This is a genomic window from Kitasatospora sp. NPDC036755, from assembly GCF_040636595.1.
Lineage (GTDB): Bacteria > Actinomycetota > Actinomycetes > Streptomycetales > Streptomycetaceae > Kitasatospora.
The window spans coordinates 1-19463 of the sequence record NZ_JBEZUT010000088.1; the positions used below are offsets into that span (position 1 = coordinate 1).

Consider the following 19463-nt stretch of genomic DNA (forward strand, 5'->3'; position numbering starts at 1 on the left):
TACCTCGGCCCGCTCGCCGACACCCCGCCGTACCTGCTCGGCGACGTCACCCGGTACTCGGCGATCGACGAGGACCACGCGCTGCGGACCAAGATACCTCGGGGTCCGCCAGGAGTTGGAGCACCGAAGTGCCGTGTTCGAAGGTGCCTTCGGCGGTGACGGTGAACAGCCGGGCGGCGGTGGCCGCGTTGGCCGGGCCGAGCAGGTCGACCAACTGGCCGGGCTCCCAAACGTAGTAGGCGCCCTCGGCGGACTCTCCGGTCTCCTCGTCCAGGCTGTCGGCGTCCAGCGCGGAGGCGAACGCACCCTCGGGCGTACGGAGTTCACGCAGCAGGAAGTCCGCCGTGGACAGCGCGACCCGGCGGGCGAGGTCCGATCCGGTGGCCCGCCACAGGTGCAGGTAGGCGCGCAGCAGCAGCGCGTTGTCGTACAGCATCTTCTCGAAGTGCGGCACCACCCAGCCGGCGTCCACCGCGTACCGGGCGAAACCGCCGCCGAGCTGGTCGTGGAGGCCGCCGCGGGCCATCGCCTCGCCGGTGCGGACGGCCATCTCCAGCGCCGCCTCCGAGCCGGTCCGGGCGTGGTGGCGCAGCAGGAACTCCAGCACCATGGACGGCGGGAACTTGGGCGCGCCGCCGAAACCGCCGCGGTGCTGGTCGAAGTCCCGGCTGAGGGTCACCAGCGCCTGGTGCAGGTCCGCCTCCCCGGGCGGATTGTGGGCGCCGGCCGAGTAGACGGCGGCCCGCTCGGCCAGGTCGGCCCGGATCCGCCCGGCGACCTCGCCGACCTCCTCCCGCCGGTCCCGCCAGGCGGCGTCCACCCCCTCCAGCACCTGCCGGAAGGAGGGCATCCCGTGCCGGGGCTGCGGCGGGAAGTAGGTGCCGAAGTAGAACGGCTCCTTCTCGGGGGTGAGGAACACCGTCATCGGCCACCCGCCCTGCCCGGTCGCGGCCTGGACCGCCTCCATGTACACGGCGTCGACGTCCGGCCGCTCCTCCCGGTCCACCTTGACCGCGACGAACCGCCCGTTGAGGTACTCGGCGAGCCCGGCGTCCTCGAAGCTCTCGTGCGCCATGACATGGCACCAGTGGCACGCCGCGTACCCCACGCTCAGCAGCACCGGCACGCCGCGCCGCTCGGCCTCCGCGAAGGCCTCCGGCCCCCAGGGCCACCAGTCCACGGGGTTGTCGGCGTGCTGGAGCAAGTACGGCGAGGTCGCGTCCGCGAGACGGTTCGGCATGCCCCCCATCCTCCCGCATCCGGCGGCCGACACGCGGCAGGTCAGGCCGGTCCGGACCAGTAGCTGATCCCGAGGTTGGTGTCGAAGGTGCGCATCCGCCCGAGCACCTGTTCGGGGGTCGGGCGGATGAGTTCGTCGACGACGCGGCCGTCGGCGAGGAACACGACGCGGTCGGCGTACGAGGCCGCCACCGGGTCGTGGGTGACCATCACGACGGTCTGGCCGAGCTCCCGGACGCACCGGCGCAGCAGGGCGAGGATCTCGGCGGCGGAGCGGGAGTCCAGGTTGCCGGTCGGTTCGTCGGCGAAGACGATCCGGGGGCGGCCGGCCAGCGCCCGGACGCAGGCGACGCGCTGTTGCTGGCCGCCGGAGAGCTGGGTCGGGCAGTGGCCGAGCCGGGCGCCGAGGCCGGCCGCCTCGATCAGGGTGTTCAGCCACTGCCGGTCGGGGGTGCGGCCGGCCAGGGTCAGCGGCAGGGTGATGTTCTCCGACACCGTCAGGGTGGGGATCAGGTGGAAGGCCTGGAAGACGAAGCCCACGTGGTCGCGGCGGAGCCTGGTCAGCCGGGCGTCGCTCAGCCGGGTGAGGTCCGTGTCGCCGATCCGGACCGAGCCCGAGGTGCAGGACTCCAGCCCGGCGAGGCACTGGAGCAGGGTGGACTTGCCCGATCCGGACGGTCCCATGATCGCCGCGAACTCCCCCTCCCGGAAGGCCACCGAGACCCGCTCCAACGCCACCACCCGGGCGTCTCCCGACCCGTGCACCTTGGTCAGGTCGACGGCTGCCGCGGCGACCGGGGTGTGGGCCGCCGGGTGGGACGGGCCTCCGGGGAGGTAGGGGTGTTCGATCATCGGTGGTGCTCTCCTCGGCTGGGCACGGGCGAAGGTCGGGACTGGGGGCGGAAGGCCGGCGGCCCGGCAGCACCGGTGGCCACCCCGCTCACGCCGTCCCCGTCGCGAACTGGCGCCGGATACCGCGCAACGGACGGGCCGCCAGTGCCGCCGGGACGGCCGTGGCGACCAGCACCCCGAGCAGGACCCCGGTCGTCCACGGCACGTCCAGGGCCGGCAGCCCCTGGCCGACCGCCCGGGCCAGCGGCACCAGGCAGATCCCGGCCGTCACCACCGCCAGCATCGTCCCGACCAGCGCCGAGGCCAGCACCTCGTACACCACGCAGCGCAGCAGCTGCCCCCGGCCCAGGCCGAGGGCCCGCAGATGGGCGCGCTGGGAGCGGCGGTCCCGCTGGGCGATGGCGCAGGTGTTCGCGACCGCGAGCAGCGCGTACCCGGCCACCACGGAGACGATCAGCCGGGAGGCCAGGTCGTCCTGAACGCTGCGCGGCCGCAGGTGGGCCAGGTAGTCGGCCCGCGTGACGAGCCGCTGGCCGGGTTCGAGCTTCCAGCGGGCCGGATCACCGGCGAGCAGCACCCGGTCGGCGTACGGGGCCGGGGTGTGGGCGAGGGCGAGGTCCGCGGGGAGGACGTACGAGGGGAAGCCCAGGTCCCGCTGGTACACGGCGACGAGCCGCAGCTGCTCCTCCTGCCCGTCGGCGAGCCTGAAGGTGACGCTCTGGCCGAGCTCCCAGTGCTGCGCGGCGGCCGCGGTGCCACCGGCGGCGAACGTGCCGGGCACCAGCTCGTCCAGCCGGCCCCGCTCCTCGCCGAGGTCCAGCACGCTTCGCAGGGCCGTCCCGTCGACGCCCCAGGCACGGGTGGGCCGGGGCTTGTTGTCGTAGAAGCTGGGCGGCGGCGTCACCTCGGTGGCGATCAGCGCGACCGCGGTACCGCCGGGCAGGCCGGCGGGCCTGGCGGGCAGCCTGCTGCCCGGCTCTGCCGTCACCACGGCGTCGGCCCGCAGTGCCTGCTCGGTCTGCTGCCGCACGGCGGCGCCGATGGTCGCCCCCGAGCCGAGCAGGCAGACCACGATGCCGACGGACAGCAGGACGGGCACCGCGATCGCGGCCGTCCGGGCGGGCGCGGCCCGGAGACCAGCGGCGGCGATCCGACCGGCCTTCCGGTCCACCAGCCGCAGCAGGGCGCAGCACGGGCCGACGAGCAGCGGCACGAACCAGGGGGCGAGCACCGCGAGGGTGGGGATGACGGACATGGCCAGCCCTGTCACCAGCGCGCCCTGGAGCACCGGCGGCATGTCCATCACGGCCATCAGGGCCACGAGCGGCCCGCAGAGCAGGAGGGCCATGGCGATGCCCGCCACCAGTCGGCCGACGTTGCGGCGGGGCGGGGCCAGGGCCAGTGACTGGTCCTTGAGGAGGTCGATCGGCTGGACCCGGCCGGCCGCCAGCACGCTGGCGAGCGCGGCCAGCACCGCGACCGCGCAGGTGCCGACGCAGGCGCCGGCCGCGATCGCCCACGTCTGCCCGGCGGAGGGCAGGCCGACCGCGGCGGGGAACAGCCCGCGCTCGATCAGCATCCGCCGTCCGAAACCGGCCGCGGGGACCGTCCCTGCCACCGCGGCGACGACGGAGGGGGCCAGCGCGACCAGCGCGACGTCCGCGACGACCAGGACCCGCAGCCGGCCGGCCGTCACTCCGAGGGCGCGCAGCACGGCGAACTGCCCGAGCCGCTGGTTGGTCCAGAGCGCGACCGTCGACCCGGTCACCAGCACCGCGGACATCAGCAGCAGGGTCAGCAGCAGGCCCAGCAGGTTCTGGGTGTCGGTGGCCGCCGCGGCGGCGGCCGAGCCCGGTGGGTAGGCCGGGCCGCTGACCGCCGCGAGCAGCAGCAGACAGGCCCCGACCCCGGTGGCGGTGAGCGCGCAGGCGACCGCGACACCTATGACGCGCCCCGGGTACGCCCGCACCTCGGCGACGCACAGTCGCAGCCCGCCGAGCGGTCCACGAGAGCGGGTAGTCGGATCCAATGCCACGGCCACGGTTGTCTCACCTCGGAGCGAACCGGGAGGCCCGGTCGTCGCACCGCTCCAGGGCGTCGTACCACATCGGATCGGCTATCGCGTACGACTCGTATTTCGCGTCCATTTCGCCACCCGCCCCCCTTTCGAATCCCTGCCGGACAGCATTCCGATTCCCGCCGGGATTTTCGAATCACCGGCCCCCGTTCCGACAGGAACCATCATTCCCGGACGCTCCGCCGTGTGACAACCGTGTTAAGCGGAAACTGAATCCGACGTACACCAGGCGGAATCCGGGACTTCGCTTCGGGGCCGCCGAAAACCCGTGCGATCATGACGCCATGAAGACGCGTGTCGTGATCGCCGACGACCAGTCGAGCGTCCGCCAGGGGTTCCGGCACATCCTGGCGGCGCAGCCCGACATGGAGGTCGTGGCCGAGGCCGCGGACGGCCTGGAGGCCCTGGAGGCCGTCCGCACCCTGCGGCCGGACGTCCTGCTGGTCGACATCCGGATGCCGGAGCTGGACGGCCTCGAAGTCACCCGCAGGCTGGCCGGCATCACCCCGGAGGTGAAGGTCGTCGTGGTGACCACCTTCGACCTCGACGAGTACGTGCACACCGCGCTGCGCAACGGCGCCTGCGGCTTCCTGCTCAAGCACTCGGGGCCCGCGCTGCTGGCCGAGGCGATCCGCTCGGCCGTCGTCGGCGACTCGCTGATCAGCCCGCAGATCACCACCCGCCTGCTGCACCACTTCACCGGCCCGCGCCGGGTCGACCGCTCCCCGGTCGAGCCGCTGACGAGCCGCGAGGAGGAGATCGCCGTCCTCGTCGCCGAAGGGCTGACCAACTCCGACATCGGCGCCGAGCTGTTCATCTCGCTGAGCACCGTCAAGACCCACCTGGCCAACCTCCAGCGCAAGCTGAAGGCCCGCAACCGGGTGGGCATCGCCACCTGGGCCTGGGAGTCGGGCCTGGCCGAGCGCGCCTGAACCGGCCCGCCCCCGACCGGCCGCACGACCAGACGGCCTCACCGCAGCGCCCGCCGGCGCCCCTCGGCCCAGCGCGGCCCCGAGCCCCCGGAGTGGCGCCCTCCCACGGCCGCCGGAGCCTCGCCGCGCAGCAGCGCCCGCCCCAGCGGGGTGACGGTGTGCAGCACGCCGTTGCCGCGGCGCCGGGTGTCGATCAGCCCGGCCGCCCGCAGCACGGAGGTGTGCTGGCTGACCGCCGAGGCGGTCACTCCGATCCGGCCCGCCAGCTCGCCGGTGGTACAGCCGTCCGGCACGGCACGCAGCACCGCCGCCCTGGTCCGGCCGACGAGGGCGGCGAGCGGCTCCTCGCCCCGGCGCTCGGACTCCTCCGCCGCGGGCCCGCCCACCGGCACCGGGAGGCCGGCCCGGTCGGCGCCCACCGCGAAGAGCAGCATCGGGGCCTCCTCGGGATCCCCCCGGCGCGGCCGGATCACCACCCCGGCGCCCTGCAGGAAGAGCGACGGCACCAGCCGCAGGCCCCTCCCGTCGAGGGCGAGTTCGACGTCCCGCTCGGCGGGCACCTCCAGCACCGGGGCGTTCCAGCGGATCCGCGGGTGCAGCGTGCCGAGCAGCGCGTCCACTCCGCCGCGGCCGGCGATCCGGCGGCGGACGTCCCGCTCCGCCTCCAGCCGGGACCTGATGTCCGTCCAGCAGGGCTGCAGCGCCACGCGCTGGAACTCGCGGACCGCCCCGGCGACGTCGACCCGCTGGACAACCGGCTCGATACCGCCGTCGGACGACACGATCCGGCCATTCGCCCACACCCGCAGTACGTCCCGGAAACCACCGTTGGCTCCCGAAAGGCGCCGCAACCGCTCGGCCAGCACCGGCTGCCGCGCCAGCCGGCCGCGGACGGCCCGCTGCCAGGGGCGGAAGAATTCCCCGCCGCTCCGCCAGGCCTCGAATGCCAGCACCGCCTCCAATTCCTGGTCGACATTTCCGGCAATTCGTACACGAGCCAGATCTTCGACAGACATGGCAATGCGAATCACAGGCTGATCCCCCGCTCGGGGTTCTTCCGTCGTGACGGCGCAGGGGAACCCCGATCCCTGATCGCCGTACCGACATCCTTCCCCGCCCACGGGGCGCATCGCCATCGGCCGATCGGCCTATTCGATCGTTCGCAGCCCCGAATCGGCCGCCGCCGGATGTGCCGAATTGCCTGGATCATCCCGCCCGCGGGCGCCGAACCGGCCCTCCGACCGGCCTTCCGCCCGCCTTCCGGGCCGGCCTTCCACCCGCCTTCCGGCCGTACCCGCGGAACGCCCGCGTCAGCCCCCGAGGCCGGCCACGCCGTCGGTCGGCAGCACCGCGACCACCCGCCAGCCGCCCTCCGGCCCCGGTCCGGCGGTCAGGTCGCCGCCGGCCGCCTCCACCCGCTCCCGCAGGCCCGCGAGACCGAAGCCGCCGCCCTCCCGCCCGGTCCCGCCCAACGCACCGCCCGCACCGACGCCGCCCGCACCCCCATCACCATCACCCCCATCACCATCACCATCACCCGCACCTGTACCTGTACCGGCACCGTCCGCACCGGCACCCCCCGGGCCCCCCGCCCCACCCGTCCCCCCGTCGTCCGTGACGGCGACCCGCAGCGCCGACCGCTCCCCGTGCCGCGACGGCCCGACCTCGATCGCCACCTCCCCGGCCGCGGGCGCGTGGCGCCGGACGTTGGTCAGCGCCTCCACCACCAGCCGGTAGCCGAGCCCGCTGATCGCCGCCGGCACCGCCGCCAGTTCGGCCTCCGACGGGGCCTCCAGCCGCACCCGCGCGGAACCGCTGCGGGTGAACCGCTCGGCCAGCGCGGGCAGTTCGCTCAGGTCACGGCGCAGGCTGCGCGCACCGGACCGGCCCGCCGCCGGCCGCCCCGCATCCCCTCGCGCCTTCCCGGCCCCACCCCGGTCCGACGCCGCGGCCGCGGCCGGGGCCGTCCCGAACCGCCCGCGCGGCGCCGGATCCGCGTCCTCCGCCGCGAAGACCTGCACGGTCCGGTCCATGGTGACCAGCGCCTGCCGCCCGGCCGCCTCGATCCCGGCCAGCAGCTCGACCACCTTCCCGGGGTCCTGCTGGGCCAGCACCTGCGCGGCCTGGGCCAGCACCACCACCCCGGTGACGTCGTGCGCGGCGAAGTCGTGCAGGTCGCGGGCCAGGTCCAGGCGCTGCGCCCGCCGCTCGGCCGCCACCGCCGCCCGGGCCCGGGTGTCCATCGAGCGCAGGTAGCAGCCGACCCCCACCACCACGCAGGACAGCAGCGCCGAGGTCAGGCAGAGTTTGACGGTCGCCGCCGGCGGGGCCGGCGGATCGGCCCAGACCCCGATCCGCAGCGGCACCAGCGCCACCGCCAGGACCAGCAGGGCGCCGTGGCCGCAGGCCGCCGCGGCCCGCGGACGGCGCACCGCGGGGACGATCGGCACGAGCAGTGCGACGGTCTCCAGCAGCCACCAGGACTCGATGCCGCCGGACACCGGCCCGCGGTAGCCCGCCGTCACCAGCAGCGACACGGCGCAGGCGACCAGCACGGAAGGGCCCACCGCGCCGACCCGCCCCGGGGCCCAGAGCACCGGGAACAGCCCGGCGGCCACCGCCACCACACCGGAGCCGACGATCAGTGGCCCGGGGTTCCCCGACCCTGCCACCGCGGCCGTCACCACCCCCGCCACCGCCGCCACGTACCCCACCCTGCGCACCACGGTGTGCCACGACCACGTCATGGTTCGGGATCCTACGAAGCCTGACGGCCCGCCAGGGCGGGTCCGGCGATTCCGGGCCGGGCGGGGCCGGGCGGAGCCGCTTCGGCACGGCTTCCCCGACCGGCCGGCCCGCAGGCCCAAGAGCCCGCAAGCTCCGGAGCCGGCGAGCCCTGGAGTCAGCGAGCGCCCCGGAGCCGGCGAGCCCACGAGTCCGGGCGGCCCGGCTCCACCGAAGGCCGGCCCCACCCGGGGCCGGCCGACGGCTCACTCCTTCGGGGCCTCCGGCTCCTCGACGAAGTCGACCTTCTTGAACTGCCGGTTCATCGACTTGGCGAGGAACCAGGTCGCGACGCCGAGGGCGGCGAAGACGACGAAGCCGAGGAGGCCGGGGGTGACCTTGGCGTCGTCGACGGCGAGGTCAGCGGCGAGGTTGACGAGGTTCACGGAGGCGCTCATATCTCTATGGTGGCCCGGCTCACGCGGAGCCGGGCCGTCGGGGGGTGGTTCAGTCGCGCGCGTCGGCGGCCTCGGCCGCCAGGGTGGGGGTGCGCAGGCCGGCGAACAGGTCGTCCTCCGGCAGGTCCACGTCGACCAGGGTACGGCTGAGCTCGTAGTCCTCGGTGGGCCAGACCTCGCGCTGGACCTCCAGCGGGACGCGGAACCACGGGCCGTCCGGGTCGATCTGCGTCGCGTGGGCGATCAGCGCGCGGTCCCGGGTCTCGAACCAGTCGTCGCAGCGGACCCGGGTGGTGATCTCGCGCTCCTTGCGGCCGCTCTTCTCCCAGCCCTCGATCCACTCGCCGTACGGCGAGTCGTGGCCGTGCTCGGTGAGGTACTCGTGCAGCGCCCGGATGCGGCCCATCGGGAACCCGTGGTTGTAGTACAGCTTGAGCGGCTGCCAGGGCTCGCCGGCCTCCGGGTAGGCGTCCGGGTCACCCGCGGCGTCGAACGCCAGCATGGTGATCTTGTGGGTCATGATGTGGTCCGGGTGCGGGTAGCCGCCGTTCTCGTCGTAGGTCGTGATGACCTGCGGCTTGAACTCCCGGATCAGCCGGACCAGCGGCTCCGCCGCCTCCTTGACGTCCTGGAGGGCGAAGCAGCCCTCGGGGAGCGGGGGCAGCGGGTCCCCCTCGGGCAGGCCGGAGTCCACGAAGCCCAGCCAGGCCTGCTTGACGCCGAGGATCGCCCTCGCCTCGTCCATCTCCTTGCGGCGCACCTCGTGGATGTTCTCCTCGACGTACGGGTCCCCCTGGAGCTTGGGGTTGAGGACCGACCCGCGCTCGCCCCCCGTGCAGGTGGCCACCAGCACGTCCACGCCCTGCTCGACGTACATGGCCATGGTGGCCGCGCCCTTGCTGGACTCGTCGTCCGGGTGGGCGTGCACCGCCATCAGTCGCAACTGCTCACTCAACGCCTTGCGTTCCTTCCACACTCGTCGGGCGTTCCGCGAAGTCCGGGTCTGCCCACCGTACGAACCGCTCACTTCGGGACCGCGTCGCCGCGGGGCCGGGCCGCGGAACGTCAACGGCGCGGCCGAGCCCTGCCCCCGCCGGACCGGCCGCGGGCGTGCCCCTCCTATAGTGACGGACTGGAGGCGCGTCGCATTCCCCCCGCACCACCCCGCGCGGCCCCTCCCCAGGAGAGGACGGAGTCCGATGAGTGCAGACACCACCGCCACCGAGCTGCCCCAGGGGCGCTACGGCCGTGGCGGCGACCGCGACTCGGACCGCCGGCTGAAGGTGGTCGGCGCGGTCTGCGGTGTGCTGGGCCTGGGCCTGGTCGCCTGGCTCGGCGGCTCCTACATGCTGCGCGAGTCGAAGATCAACGGCTCGGTGCCGACCTTCCAGGTGCTCTCCGACTCCGAGGTCCAGCTGCACCTCACCGTGCGCAAGAGCAGCGGGCAGGCCGGCACCTGCACGGTCCGCTCGCAGGGCGAGGACCACGGGGTGGTCGGGGTGGCCGACTTCCCGGTCCCGGCGGCCGGTTCCGACTACGACGCGGTGGTCACCCTGCGCACCACCTCGCGCGGCACCACCGCCGAGCTGCTGGGCTGCACCCCGGCCAAGTAGCGCACCGGGCGGGGCCCGCGCCCCCGGGCTGCGCACCCGCCCCGCGCGACGCACCCGCCCGCCCGCCGCACGGTTATCCGATCCGACGAGCGGGCATCCGTAGAGGGTCCCGCACTCCGTTGCTGTACACCGTGGCGTAACGCCGCCGTCAATGGCGCGCAAACGGCTCTCCCGCTTGTCAGCAGGACTTGTTAGGCTCGTGGTTTCGCCCCTTCCGCACCGGATGGTACGGGAGCGGGCGTTGCTTTGTAGTTGAGACCGATATCACCACCGACCCCTGCTGACGACTCACACCCTCAGCACAGCCCCAGCACCTACGAGGAGCACCCGTGACCCAGACCAGTGAGAACGTGACCTGGCTCACTCAGGCCGGCTACGACCAGCTCAAGGCCGAGCTGGAACACCTGACCGGGCCCTGGCGCATCGAGATCGCCCAGAAGATCGAGGCGGCGCGCGAGGAGGGCGACCTCAAGGAGAACGCCGGCTACCACGCGGCGAAGGAGGAGCAGGGCAAGTACGAGCTGCGCATCCGCCAGCTGACCCAGTTGCTGGAGCGCGCCAAGGTCGGCGAGGCTCCGGCCGACTCGGGCGTGGTGGCCCCGGGCATGGTCGTCACGGTCGCCTTCGACGGCGACGAGGACGACCTCATGGAGTTCCTGCTCGCCTCCCGCGAGGTCGCGGGCGCCGACGACCTGGACGTCTACTCGCCGCAGTCCCCGCTGGGCCGCGCGATCGACGGCAAGCGGATCGGCGACGAGGCCGCCTACGAGCTGCCGAACGGCAAGCCGGCCATGGTGAAGATCGTCAAGGTCGTGCCGCACGCCGGCTGATCCGGCCGCACGACGCGAGGGCGGCCGCGGAGGTCAGGGACTTCCGCGGCCGCCCTCGCACGTTCCGGACGGGCCCCGGCCCGGGGTGTCCGGTCGGGATGCCCGGTCAGAGCTGCCCGGTCGGGATGCCCGGTCAGGGCTGTCCGGTCAGGCGGTGGAGGAGCGGTACTTGCGCACCGCCAGCCAGGAGAACCCCGCCGTGATCACGATCGACCACAGCACCGACACCAGCGCCGCGTGCTGCATCGGCCAGGCGCTGTCCACCGGCCCGACCTGGTTGCCGAAGAGCACCCGGCAGGCCTGCACGGTGGCGCTGAACGGGTTCCAGTAGGCGACCGCCTGGAGCCAGCCCGGCATCGAGGTGACCGGCACGAAGGCGTTGGACACGAAGGTCAGCGGGAACAGCCAGATCAGTCCGGCCGAGGTGGCCGCCTCGGGGCTGCGGACCGACAGGCCGATCAGCGCGCCGATCCAGGAGAAGGCGTAGCCGAGCAGGAGCAGCAGGCCGAAGGCGCCGAGCGCCCTGAGCAGGCCGTCGTGGATCCGCCAGCCGACCAGCAGCGCGACCGCCGCCAGCACGACCAGGGTGAACGCGGTCTGACACAGGTCCGCGAGGGTGCGGCCGACCAGCACGGCCGAGCGGGCCATCGGCAGCGAGCGGAACCGGTCCACCAGCCCCTTGCTCATGTCCTCCGCGATGCCCGCCGAGGCTCCGGCGACGGCGAAGGTGACGGTCTGGGCGAAGATGCCGGCCATCAGGAACTGGATGTACGTGTTCGAGCTGGAGTCGGTACCGGGGATCTTGATCGCCCCGCCCATCACGTACGAGAACAGCAGCACGAACATGACCGGCTGCATCAGCCCGAAGATCACGATCTCCGGGATGCGGGTCATCCGGCGCAGGTTGCGCTTGGCGACCACCCAGGAGTCGTGCAGGGAGGCGGATATGCCCCGGCGCTGCCTGGGCACGGCCGGACCGATGGCGTGCTCGGTGGCGGTGGTCATCTCAGCTCTCCTTCCCGGCCGCGACGGCCTGCTTGTCCGTTCCCGGGCCGCCCGGGCCGCCCTTGCCGTCCTTGCTGTCCTTGCCCCGGCCGTGCGCCTTGCCGTCCTTGCCCCGGCCGTGCGCCTCGGGGCCGGCGGCGTCCTCGTCCTCCTCCTCGGGCCGCTCCTCGGCGACGCGGCCGGTGAGGGTGAGGAAGACGTCGTCCAGGGTCGGGCGGCGCAGCCCGATGTCGTCGATCTCGATCCCGCGGGCGTCCAGTTCGCGGATCGCGTCGGCGAGCACCCGGGCGCCGCCGCTGACCGGAACGGTGATCCGGCGGGTGTTCCTCTCCACCGTCGGTTCGTTCAGCGCGTAGCCGGAGAGCGCGGCGACCGCGTCGCCGACCAGGCCGGGCTCGTGCACCACGACCTCGATCCGCTCGCCGCCGATCTGTGCCTTGAGCCGGTCGGCGGTGCCGCGGGCGATCACCCGGCCGTGGTCGACCACGGCGATGTCGTGGGCGAGCCGGTCGGCCTCCTCCAGGTACTGGGTGGTGAGCAGCAGCGTGGTGCCCTGCTCGACCAGCGTCTCGATGACCTCCCAGAGCGCGAGCCGGTTGCGCGGGTCGAGGCCGGTGGTCGGCTCGTCCAGGAACATCACCGGCGGCCGGACGACCAGCGCGGCGGCGAGGTCCAGGCGTCGGCGCATGCCGCCGGAGTAGGTCTTGGCGGTGCGGTCCTTGGCCTCGGTGAGGTTGAACCACTCCAGCAGTTCCAGCGCGCGGGCCTTCGCCGCGCGGTTGCTCATCTGGTACAGCTCTCCGACCATGGTGAGGTTCTCGAAGCCGGTCAGGTACTCGTCGACCGCCGCGTACTGGCCGGACAGCCCGATCAGGCTGCGGACCCGGTTGGGGTGCTTGAGCACGTCGACCCCGGCGACCACCGCGTGGCCGGAGTCGGGACGGAGCAGGGTGGTGAGGACCCGCACGGTGGTGGTCTTCCCGGCACCGTTCGGGCCGAGCAGCCCGAGCACCGTGCCCTCGGGGACGTCGAGGCTGACGCCGTCCAGGGCTCGTACGTCGCCGAAGGTCTTCACCAGGTTCTCGGCTTGGATGGCTGGCGCCATGGCCTTGCCTCATCTCCTCGGACGTATGGGGCGATCTGTCCCACTCTGCCCCGTTTCCGGGCATACGGGCGACTCGATTCTCGACCCGCGGGACTCGAACGCGATGTATCGCGAGTCTCCCAGTACGCGATATATCGCGTCAAGGGACCACGTCCTGCCACCGGCGGCCGGGCCCGGCCGCCGCTCGCCCCGGCCGGCAGGAGCGGGGGCGGGGCGGGGGCGGGGGCGGGGTTCAGCCCGCGACCACGTACCCGACGTCCCGCAACTCCCCGACCACCAGCGCGCAGTGCTCCGGCCCCTTGGTCTCCAGGTGCAGATCCACCTCGACCTCGGTCAGCCCCAGCCGCGGGTCGGTCCGCACGTGCGCCACGTCCAGCACGTTGGCGTCCACCCTGGTCAGTACGGCCAGCAGGTCCGCCAGCGCGCCCGGTTTGTCCGCCAGCCGCACCCGCAGCGACAGGTAGCGCCCGGCCGCCGCCAGCCCGTGCCGCAGCACCCGCTGCATCAGCTGGGGGTCGATGTTGCCGCCGGACAGCACCGCCACCACCGGCCCCTCGAAGGAGTCCGGGTGTTCCAGCAGCGCCGCGATCGGAGCCGCCCCGGCCGGCTCGACCACCAGCTTCAGCCGCTCCAGGCCGAGCAGCAGCGCCCGCGACAGCGCCTCCTCGGAGACCGTGCGGATGCCGTCCGCCAGCGTGTTGACCACCTCGAACGGGATGTCGCCGGGACGCCCGACCATGATCCCGTCCGCCATCGTGGCGAAGTGCTCCAGCGACACCGGCCGCCCCGCCGCCAGCGAGGGCGGGTACGCGGCCGCGCCGGCCGCCTGCACCCCGACCACCCGCACGTCCGGCCGCAGCGGCTTGACCGCCGCCGCGATCCCGGCCAGCAGCCCGCCGCCGCCCACCCCGACCAGGATGGTCCGCACCTCGGGGCACTGCTCCAGGATCTCCAGCCCGACGGTCGCCTGGCCGGTGACCACGTCCCAGTGGTCGAAGGGGTGGATGAACACCGCGCCGGTCGCCTCCGCGTACCGCTGCGCGGCCAGCAGCGCCTCGTCCACGGAGGCGCCGTGCAACCGCACGTCGGCGCCGTACTCGCGGGTGGCCGCGACCTTCGGCAGCGGCGCCGCGACCGGCATGAACACCGTGGAGCGCACGCCCAGCAGCGAGGCCGCCAGCGCCACCCCCTGGGCGTGGTTCCCGGCGCTCGCCGCCACCACCCCGCCGGCCCGCTGCACCGGCGAGAGTCCCGCGATCCGCACGTACGCCCCGCGCAGCTTGAAGGACCCGGTGCGCTGGAGGTTCTCGCACTTCAGGTGGACCGGCGCGCCGACCAGTCCGGAGAGGTGCCGGCTGCCTTCCATCGGGGTCACCCGCGCGACCCCGGCGAGCATCTTCTGGGCGCCGCGGACGTCGTCGAGGGTGATCGGCCAGGTGTGCATGGCGCCAGACTACGGGTGCGGGCGACGGCAATCCGGGATGCCGGGCCTGTTCCCGGGCCCGCCCGGCCCGCGTACGCTGCTGCTTCCGAGCCTCCCTCGCCGCACGACGATCGTGAGCCGCGATGACGACGACCTCGCCCCAGGCCACCGACCGCACCGACCCCGTGCACACCCAACTCCAGTACCAGCTGGCCGTGTTCGCACGCCGGATGGAGCAGGTCCGGACCTCCGGCGGCGGGGTCGGGGCGCTGGACCGGGCCGCCTACCTGCTGCTCGACCGGCTGGAGCGGCACGGGCCCGCCAACGTCAAGGCGCTGGCCGAGGCGCTGGGCGTGGACTCCTCCACAGTGACCCGCCAGGTCGCCCCGCTGGTCGCGGCCGGGCTGGTCGGCCGGGTGCAGGACCCGGCCGACCGCCGCGCCGTACGGCTCGCGCTGACCTCGCACGGCGTCGGCCGGCTCACCGAAGTCCGGGACGGCCGGGCCGAGTTGACCCGCCGCCTGGTGGCCGACTGGCCACCGGAGGAGCAGCACGCGTTCTGCGCCCTGCTGTCCCGCTTCAACCTCGCGATGGAGTCGTACTCGGCGGACCGGCAGGGGCAGTGAGCGCCCGGGGCCGCGACGGCCCCGGGCACCGAGGCACCTTAGCCGAGCGCCTGCTCGAGGTCGGCCAGCAGGTCGTCGATCGACTCGATGCCGACCGAGACGCGCACCAGGTCGGACGGCACCTCCAGCGGCGAGCCCGCCACCGAGGCGTGGGTCATCCGGCCCGGGTGCTCGATCAGCGACTCGACGCCGCCGAGCGACTCTCCGAGGGTGAACAGCCGCGCGCGGTTGCAGACCTCGACGGCCGCCTCCTCGCCGTCGGCGACCCGGAACGAGACCATGCCGCCGAAGGCCTTCATCTGCTTGGCCGCGATGTCGTGGCCGGGGTGCTCGGGCAGGCCCGGGTAGAGCACCTGGCTGACCTTCGGGTGGCTCGCCAGCAGCTCGGCGACCTTCTCCGCGTTGGCGCTGTGCCGGTCCATCCGGACGCCCAGCGTCTTGATGCCGCGCAGCACCAGCCAGGCGTCGAACGGGCCGGAGACGGCGCCCATCGCGTTCTGGTGGTACGCGACCTCCTCGCCGAGGCCCGCGTCGGCGAGCACCAGGGCGCCGCCGACCACGTCCGAGTGGCCGCCCATGTACTTGGTGGTGGAGTGCACGACGGCGTCCGCGCCGAGCGAGATCGGCTGCTGGAGGTACGGGCTGGCGAAGGTGTTGTCGACCACCAGCAGCGCGCCGGCGCCGTGCGCGATCTCGGCGAGCGCGGCCAGGTCGGTGATGCCCAGCAGCGGGTTGGACGGGGTCTCCACCCACACCGCGCGGGTGTTGGGGCGCAGCGCCTCGCGGACGGTGGCCAGGTCCTGGGTGTTGGCCACGGAGAACTCGACGCCCCAGCGGGTCAGTACCTTGGCGAACAGCCGGAAGGTGCCGCCGTAGGCGTCGTTGGGGATCACGATGTGGTCGCCCGGCTTGAGGATGGTGCGCAGCAGGGTGTCCTCGGCGGCCAGGCCGGAGGCGAAGGCGAGGCCGCGGGCGCCGCCCTCCAGTGCCGCGAGGCACTCCTCCAGCGCGGTGCGGGTCGGGTTGGCGCTGCGGCTGTACTCGTAGCCGCCCCGCAGTCCGCCCACCCCGTCCTGCTTGTAGGTGGACACCTGGTAGATCGGCGTGACGACGGCCCCGGTCTGGGGGTCCGCTTCCTGACCCGCGTGGATGGCGAGGGTCTCGAAGCCCTGAGGAAGCTGGTGCTCGGTCATGGGTCCGAGCCTAGTGTGCGAATGCCGTTCGGCCCGCACGAACCGGCGAGCGGGATGAATCCGCAGGTCGGAGCGGGGGTGCCGAGGGCCGGGGCTCGGTGCGCCGGGCCCCGGGGCCGCTCCCGGAATCCGGGGGCGGCCGTTCGCGTTGGACACTGCGCCAGGTTCCCCGACCCGCTGGAGCAGGCCGTGCTGTTCAACCGCCACAAGACCTCGCTCGTCCCCGCCGACCAGGCGCTGCCCGGCCGGCCCGCCCCGGGCTTCGCCCTGACCGAACCGCACACCGTGCTCGGGCACCCGCTGCCCGGCCCGTACCCCGAGGGCCTGGAGGTCGCCGACTTCGGGCTGGGCTGCTTCTGGGGCGCCGAGCGCGCCTTCTGGCAGCTGCCCGGTGTCTGGACGACGCTGGTCGGCTACCAGGGCGGCCACACCCCCAACCCGACGTACGAGGAGGTGTGCAGCGGGCTGACCGGGCACACCGAGGCGGTCCGGGTGGTGTACGACCCGGCCGTGATCTCCTACGAGCGCCTGCTGAAGACGTTCTGGGAGGCGCACGACCCGACGCAGGGCAACCGCCAGGGCAACGACGTCGGCACCCAGTACCGCTCCGCCGTCTACACCCACTCCCCCGCCCAGGCCGAGGCCGCGGCGGCCACCCGGGACGCGTTCCAGCCGTCCCTGACCGCGCTCGGTTACGGCCCGATCACCACCGAGATCGCCCCGGCCGGCCCCTTCTTCCCGGCCGAGCCGTACCACCAGCAGTACCTGTCGGAGGCCAAGAACCCCAACGGCTACTGCGGTCTCGGCGGTACGGGGGCCTCCTGCCCGATCGGTGTCGCCCGCACCCAGGGCTGACCGGCATCCTCCTCCCCTCCCGGGGGCGGCCACTCAAAGTGACCGATCCCCGGTCCGGGCGCAGACTGGAAGGGCCAGCAGGGACGGCCCGGCCACCCTCTGGTGGCCGGGCCGTCCTCGTGGAGAGGAGTGCGCCATGTCCGGTCTCTACCAGCGGAACTTCGACGATCCCGAGGAAGTCCGCCCCTTCGAGGGGGGCACGGGGGAACTGCGGCTGGTCAACCTGGACGGCGGCCCGGTGGGCCGGGCCGTGTTCGAGCCGGGTTGGCAGTGGTCCAAGCACGTGAAGCCGATCGCCGGGACCGACAGCTGCCGGGCGGCCCACGCCGGTTACGTGGTCTCCGGCCGGATGAGGATCGTCATGGACGACGGCCGGGAGTTCGAGGTGGGCCCCGGCGACTTCATGCTCTGCCCGCCCGGACACGACGCCTGGACGGTGGGCCCGGAGGCCTGTGTGATCGTCGACTGGCAGGGCTTCGCGGACTACGCGAAGCGGTGACCGCCCCGCTCCCGGCCCGCATCCGTCCCGTTCCCCGGGCGGACCGTCGGGTGCGGTCCGCCCGCGGGGTTCCTCCGGCCGGGTACGGCCGGAGCGGCGGGATCAGACGGCGCTGCCGGCCTTCCAGGCGGCCCAGCCCATGTTCCAGCCGTTCAGGCCGTTGTCCGGGGCGACCGTCTTGTCACCGGAGTTCACGACCTCGACCACGTCGCCGATCATCGAGGACTTGTAGAACCTGGAGCCGTCGGTGCCGCCGTCCTGGGCGCCCTTGGCGTCCTGGAGGCCGATGCAGCCGTGGCTGGTGTTCTGGCCGCCGAAGATCGACGGCGAGGACCAGTAGTTGCCGTGGATGAAGGTGCCGGAGGTGCTGAGGCGCTGGGCGTGCGGCACGTCCGCGATGTCGTACTCGCTGCCCAGGTTGACGGTCTGCGAGTTCATCCGGGTCTGGGTGTACTGCTCGGAGATCACCATCTTGCCGCCCCAGGTGGTGTGCTCGGGCGAGCCGCCGGAGATCTTGTAGACCGCGCTGACCTGGCCGTCGGTGGTGACGGTGAGCTTCTTGGTGGCGAGGTCGGCGACGCTGGTCTGGGCGCGGCCGATGGTGAAGCTCACGTCCTTGGACTGGGTGCCGTACACGCCCTTGGCGCCCTCGACGTCCTTGAGCCGGAGCTTGAGGGTGACCTTGGTGCCCTTGGCCCAGTACTCCTGCGGCCGGAAGTCGAGTCGGGTGCTGGAGAACCAGTGGCCGACGATCTCGACGCCCGGCTCGGCTATCACCGTGATCGCCTGCTGGACGGTCTTGCGGTCGGTGACCGGCTTGCTGAAGTTGATCGAGACCGGCATGCCGACGCCGACCGTCGAGCCGTCCTCGGGGGTGAAGTAGCCGACGAAGGTGTTGGCCGGGGTCGCCGTGGTGAAGACGGCGTTGGAGTCCGCCTCCAGCTTGTCCTTGTCGAAGGCGGTGGCGGCGACGGAGTACTTGGTACCGCTGGCGGGGGCGGCGGCCGAGGTCCAGCTGGTGCCGTCGGCGGAGAGCTGGCCGGCCAGTTCCTTGCCGGTGGTGTCGGTGACCTTGACGCTGCTCAGGGTGCCGTTGGCGACGGTGACCTTGACCGGGTCGCTGAAGCTCGCGGAGGCGGCGCCGTCGGCCGGGGTCACGGTGATGACCGCCGTCGAGGTCTTCGGCGCGCTGCTGCCGCCACCGCCGGAGCCCGGGGTGCCGTTCCCGCCGCCGGAGCCGCTGCCACTGCCGCCGCTACCGCTGGCGCTGCTGTTGTCGTTGCAGGCGGCCAGCAGCAGGACGGGCGCTCCGATCAGTCCCGCGAGGACCCCGCGCCGGCTCCAGTTGCTTGCGGCCGCCCGCCCCTGACCGTCCCGTGCCGTCACGTCGCGTCTCCCTGCTGATCATCCCGGGCATTACGGATACAGAAACGCAATCCGCCCGTTCACGGTTCCATCACCGAAGGGTAAGCGATCGTATGAGATGACCCAACTTGCCGACGAACAGGGACGAAACGCCCGGCCCGCGAGGCGGACCGGGCGTTCACGGGCGGGGACGGCGGGCGCCGCCACCGGCCGCCGCGTCCTACTCGGCGGACTCGTCCACCTGGTACTCGTCCCACTCCTCGCTCTCCGGGTCGAACTCGGTCTGCGCCGACTCCCAGGTCGCCGAGGCGAGCTCCACGCCGGGCACCTCGCCGAGCAGGGCGACGGGGTCGATGAAGTGGGCGAGCGAACCCGACGGGTCCACCTCGATGGCCTCGACGGACTGGGCGCGCTCCTCGTCGTCGAGGTACTCGTCCGCGGTGACCGCCTCCAGGGCGGCCGCCTTGAGCGCGCCCTCGTCGGTGATCTCCGCGATGAGCTCGATCTTGACCCGGACGTAGCGCGGGCTGTCCTGGTCGGTCGTTTCAGTGCTGGTCATGCGTGCGAGCGTACGGGACGGCCGCGCCCGGCGCGGCGCACGGGCGGCCGCCCGGAGCACGCCCCGCGCGCCCGGCTCGACCTGCCCGGAGTGCGCCGGGGGCGATCC

The 19463-nt window shown here is 73.4% G+C and carries 18 protein-coding genes and 1 pseudogene; 6 read left to right on the top strand and 13 right to left on the bottom strand.

The genetic code is table 11. From position 1 onward, the window contains the following. Window positions 1–112: 112 nt before the first annotated feature. The 3 genes and pseudogenes from AB0E96_RS15780 to AB0E96_RS15790 all read right to left on the bottom strand — a co-directional run. Window positions 113–1240, bottom strand: a pseudogene (locus AB0E96_RS15780) (thioredoxin domain-containing protein); the annotation flags it as partial. A 41-nt stretch (window positions 1241–1281) separates the two neighbouring features. After that, window positions 1282–2091: an ABC transporter ATP-binding protein gene (locus tag AB0E96_RS15785; protein ID WP_359823444.1), complete on the bottom strand. Its 810-nt coding sequence runs from the start codon at window positions 2089–2091 to the stop codon at window positions 1282–1284. Between the two features lie 88 nt (window positions 2092–2179). Then, entirely contained in the window at window positions 2180–4132 is a 1953-nt protein-coding gene (locus AB0E96_RS15790; protein WP_359823446.1) for an FtsX-like permease family protein, read from the bottom strand. Between the two features lie 320 nt (window positions 4133–4452). On the opposite strand from AB0E96_RS15790, the gene AB0E96_RS15795 reads away from it, so the two are divergent. Continuing rightward, the gene (locus AB0E96_RS15795; RefSeq protein ID WP_359823449.1) at window positions 4453–5100 is read left to right on the top strand and encodes a response regulator transcription factor; all 648 of its coding nucleotides are present in this window, start codon (window positions 4453–4455) and stop codon (window positions 5098–5100) included. A 38-nt stretch (window positions 5101–5138) separates the two neighbouring features. Here the strand turns inward: AB0E96_RS15795 and AB0E96_RS15800 are convergent, their stop codons facing one another. The 4 genes from AB0E96_RS15800 to mca form a co-directional block, all read right to left on the bottom strand. Further along, window positions 5139–6053: a helix-turn-helix domain-containing protein gene (locus AB0E96_RS15800; protein ID WP_359823451.1), complete on the bottom strand. Its 915-nt coding sequence runs from the start codon at window positions 6051–6053 to the stop codon at window positions 5139–5141. 357 nt (window positions 6054–6410) lie between these two features. After that, window positions 6411–7847, bottom strand: a complete 1437-nt coding sequence (locus AB0E96_RS15805) for a histidine kinase (protein WP_359823453.1) — start codon at window positions 7845–7847, stop codon at window positions 6411–6413. Window positions 7848–8090: 243 nt separating this feature from the next. Then, window positions 8091–8282 (bottom strand): hypothetical protein, encoded by a 192-nt coding sequence (locus AB0E96_RS15810; protein ID WP_359823456.1) that lies wholly within the window; start codon window positions 8280–8282, stop codon window positions 8091–8093. Between the two features lie 49 nt (window positions 8283–8331). Next, on the bottom strand, window positions 8332–9237 hold the full coding sequence (gene mca / locus AB0E96_RS15815) for a mycothiol conjugate amidase Mca (protein WP_359823459.1): 906 nt from the start codon (window positions 9235–9237) through the stop codon (window positions 8332–8334). 244 nt (window positions 9238–9481) lie between these two features. On the opposite strand from mca, the gene AB0E96_RS15820 reads away from it, so the two are divergent. Next, complete coding sequence (locus AB0E96_RS15820) at window positions 9482–9895, top strand: DUF4307 domain-containing protein (protein WP_359823462.1); 414 nt, start codon at window positions 9482–9484, stop codon at window positions 9893–9895. A gap of 329 nt (window positions 9896–10224) precedes the next feature. Further along, window positions 10225–10725, top strand: a complete 501-nt coding sequence (gene greA / locus AB0E96_RS15825) for a transcription elongation factor GreA (RefSeq protein ID WP_359823464.1) — start codon at window positions 10225–10227, stop codon at window positions 10723–10725. 147 nt (window positions 10726–10872) lie between these two features. Here the strand turns inward: greA and AB0E96_RS15830 are convergent, their stop codons facing one another. The 3 genes from AB0E96_RS15830 to ilvA form a co-directional block, all read right to left on the bottom strand. Then, window positions 10873–11730, bottom strand: a complete 858-nt coding sequence (locus AB0E96_RS15830; RefSeq protein ID WP_359823467.1) for an ABC transporter permease — start codon at window positions 11728–11730, stop codon at window positions 10873–10875. A 1-nt stretch (window position 11731) separates the two neighbouring features. Further along, window positions 11732–12835 carry an ATP-binding cassette domain-containing protein gene (locus AB0E96_RS15835; RefSeq protein WP_359823469.1) on the bottom strand — a complete coding sequence of 368 codons (1104 nt, stop codon included), beginning with the start codon at window positions 12833–12835 and terminating at the stop codon, window positions 11732–11734. 232 nt (window positions 12836–13067) lie between these two features. Then, window positions 13068–14279: a threonine ammonia-lyase gene (gene ilvA / locus AB0E96_RS15840; protein WP_359823471.1), complete on the bottom strand. Its 1212-nt coding sequence runs from the start codon at window positions 14277–14279 to the stop codon at window positions 13068–13070. Window positions 14280–14401: 122 nt separating this feature from the next. Here ilvA and AB0E96_RS15845 point away from each other — a divergent pair, with 122 nt between their 5' ends. Continuing rightward, entirely contained in the window at window positions 14402–14884 is a 483-nt protein-coding gene (locus tag AB0E96_RS15845) for a MarR family transcriptional regulator (protein WP_359823473.1), read from the top strand. Between the two features lie 38 nt (window positions 14885–14922). Here AB0E96_RS15845 and AB0E96_RS15850 read toward each other — a convergent pair whose 3' ends face one another. Next, complete coding sequence (locus AB0E96_RS15850) at window positions 14923–16077, bottom strand: cystathionine gamma-synthase (protein WP_359823475.1); 1155 nt, start codon at window positions 16075–16077, stop codon at window positions 14923–14925. 189 nt (window positions 16078–16266) lie between these two features. On the opposite strand from AB0E96_RS15850, the gene msrA reads away from it, so the two are divergent. Together msrA and AB0E96_RS15860 are read left to right on the top strand one after the other, a co-directional pair. Further along, window positions 16267–16932 carry a peptide-methionine (S)-S-oxide reductase MsrA gene (gene msrA, locus AB0E96_RS15855; protein ID WP_359823477.1) on the top strand — a complete coding sequence of 222 codons (666 nt, stop codon included), beginning with the start codon at window positions 16267–16269 and terminating at the stop codon, window positions 16930–16932. Between the two features lie 136 nt (window positions 16933–17068). Continuing rightward, entirely contained in the window at window positions 17069–17431 is a 363-nt protein-coding gene (locus tag AB0E96_RS15860) for a cupin domain-containing protein (protein WP_359823479.1), read from the top strand. A 102-nt stretch (window positions 17432–17533) separates the two neighbouring features. Here the strand turns inward: AB0E96_RS15860 and AB0E96_RS15865 are convergent, their stop codons facing one another. Together AB0E96_RS15865 and AB0E96_RS15870 are read right to left on the bottom strand one after the other, a co-directional pair. Next, a complete protein-coding gene (locus tag AB0E96_RS15865) occupies window positions 17534–18817 on the bottom strand; it encodes an Ig-like domain-containing protein (RefSeq protein WP_359823481.1) in 1284 nt (427 codons plus the stop codon). Between the two features lie 199 nt (window positions 18818–19016). Then, on the bottom strand, window positions 19017–19355 hold the full coding sequence (locus AB0E96_RS15870; protein WP_359823483.1) for a hypothetical protein: 339 nt from the start codon (window positions 19353–19355) through the stop codon (window positions 19017–19019). Window positions 19356–19463: the final 108 nt, after the last annotated feature.

Coding starts and splice junctions, on each gene's coding strand:
- AB0E96_RS15820 (WP_359823462.1), top strand. CDS start 9,482: ATGAGTGCAGACACCACCGCCACCGAGCTGCCCCAGGGGCGCTACGGC.
- AB0E96_RS15835 (WP_359823469.1), bottom strand. CDS start 12,835: ATGGCGCCAGCCATCCAAGCCGAGAACCTGGTGAAGACCTTCGGCGAC.
- AB0E96_RS15870 (WP_359823483.1), bottom strand. CDS start 19,355: ATGACCAGCACTGAAACGACCGACCAGGACAGCCCGCGCTACGTCCGG.
- AB0E96_RS15860 (WP_359823479.1), top strand. CDS start 17,069: ATGTCCGGTCTCTACCAGCGGAACTTCGACGATCCCGAGGAAGTCCGC.
- AB0E96_RS15810 (WP_359823456.1), bottom strand. CDS start 8,282: ATGAGCGCCTCCGTGAACCTCGTCAACCTCGCCGCTGACCTCGCCGTC.
- AB0E96_RS15805 (WP_359823453.1), bottom strand. CDS start 7,847: ATGACGTGGTCGTGGCACACCGTGGTGCGCAGGGTGGGGTACGTGGCG.
- AB0E96_RS15785 (WP_359823444.1), bottom strand. CDS start 2,091: ATGATCGAACACCCCTACCTCCCCGGAGGCCCGTCCCACCCGGCGGCC.
- AB0E96_RS15850 (WP_359823475.1), bottom strand. CDS start 16,077: ATGACCGAGCACCAGCTTCCTCAGGGCTTCGAGACCCTCGCCATCCAC.
- AB0E96_RS15845 (WP_359823473.1), top strand. CDS start 14,402: ATGACGACGACCTCGCCCCAGGCCACCGACCGCACCGACCCCGTGCAC.
- AB0E96_RS15830 (WP_359823467.1), bottom strand. CDS start 11,730: ATGACCACCGCCACCGAGCACGCCATCGGTCCGGCCGTGCCCAGGCAG.
- ilvA (WP_359823471.1), bottom strand. CDS start 14,279: ATGCACACCTGGCCGATCACCCTCGACGACGTCCGCGGCGCCCAGAAG.
- AB0E96_RS15795 (WP_359823449.1), top strand. CDS start 4,453: ATGAAGACGCGTGTCGTGATCGCCGACGACCAGTCGAGCGTCCGCCAG.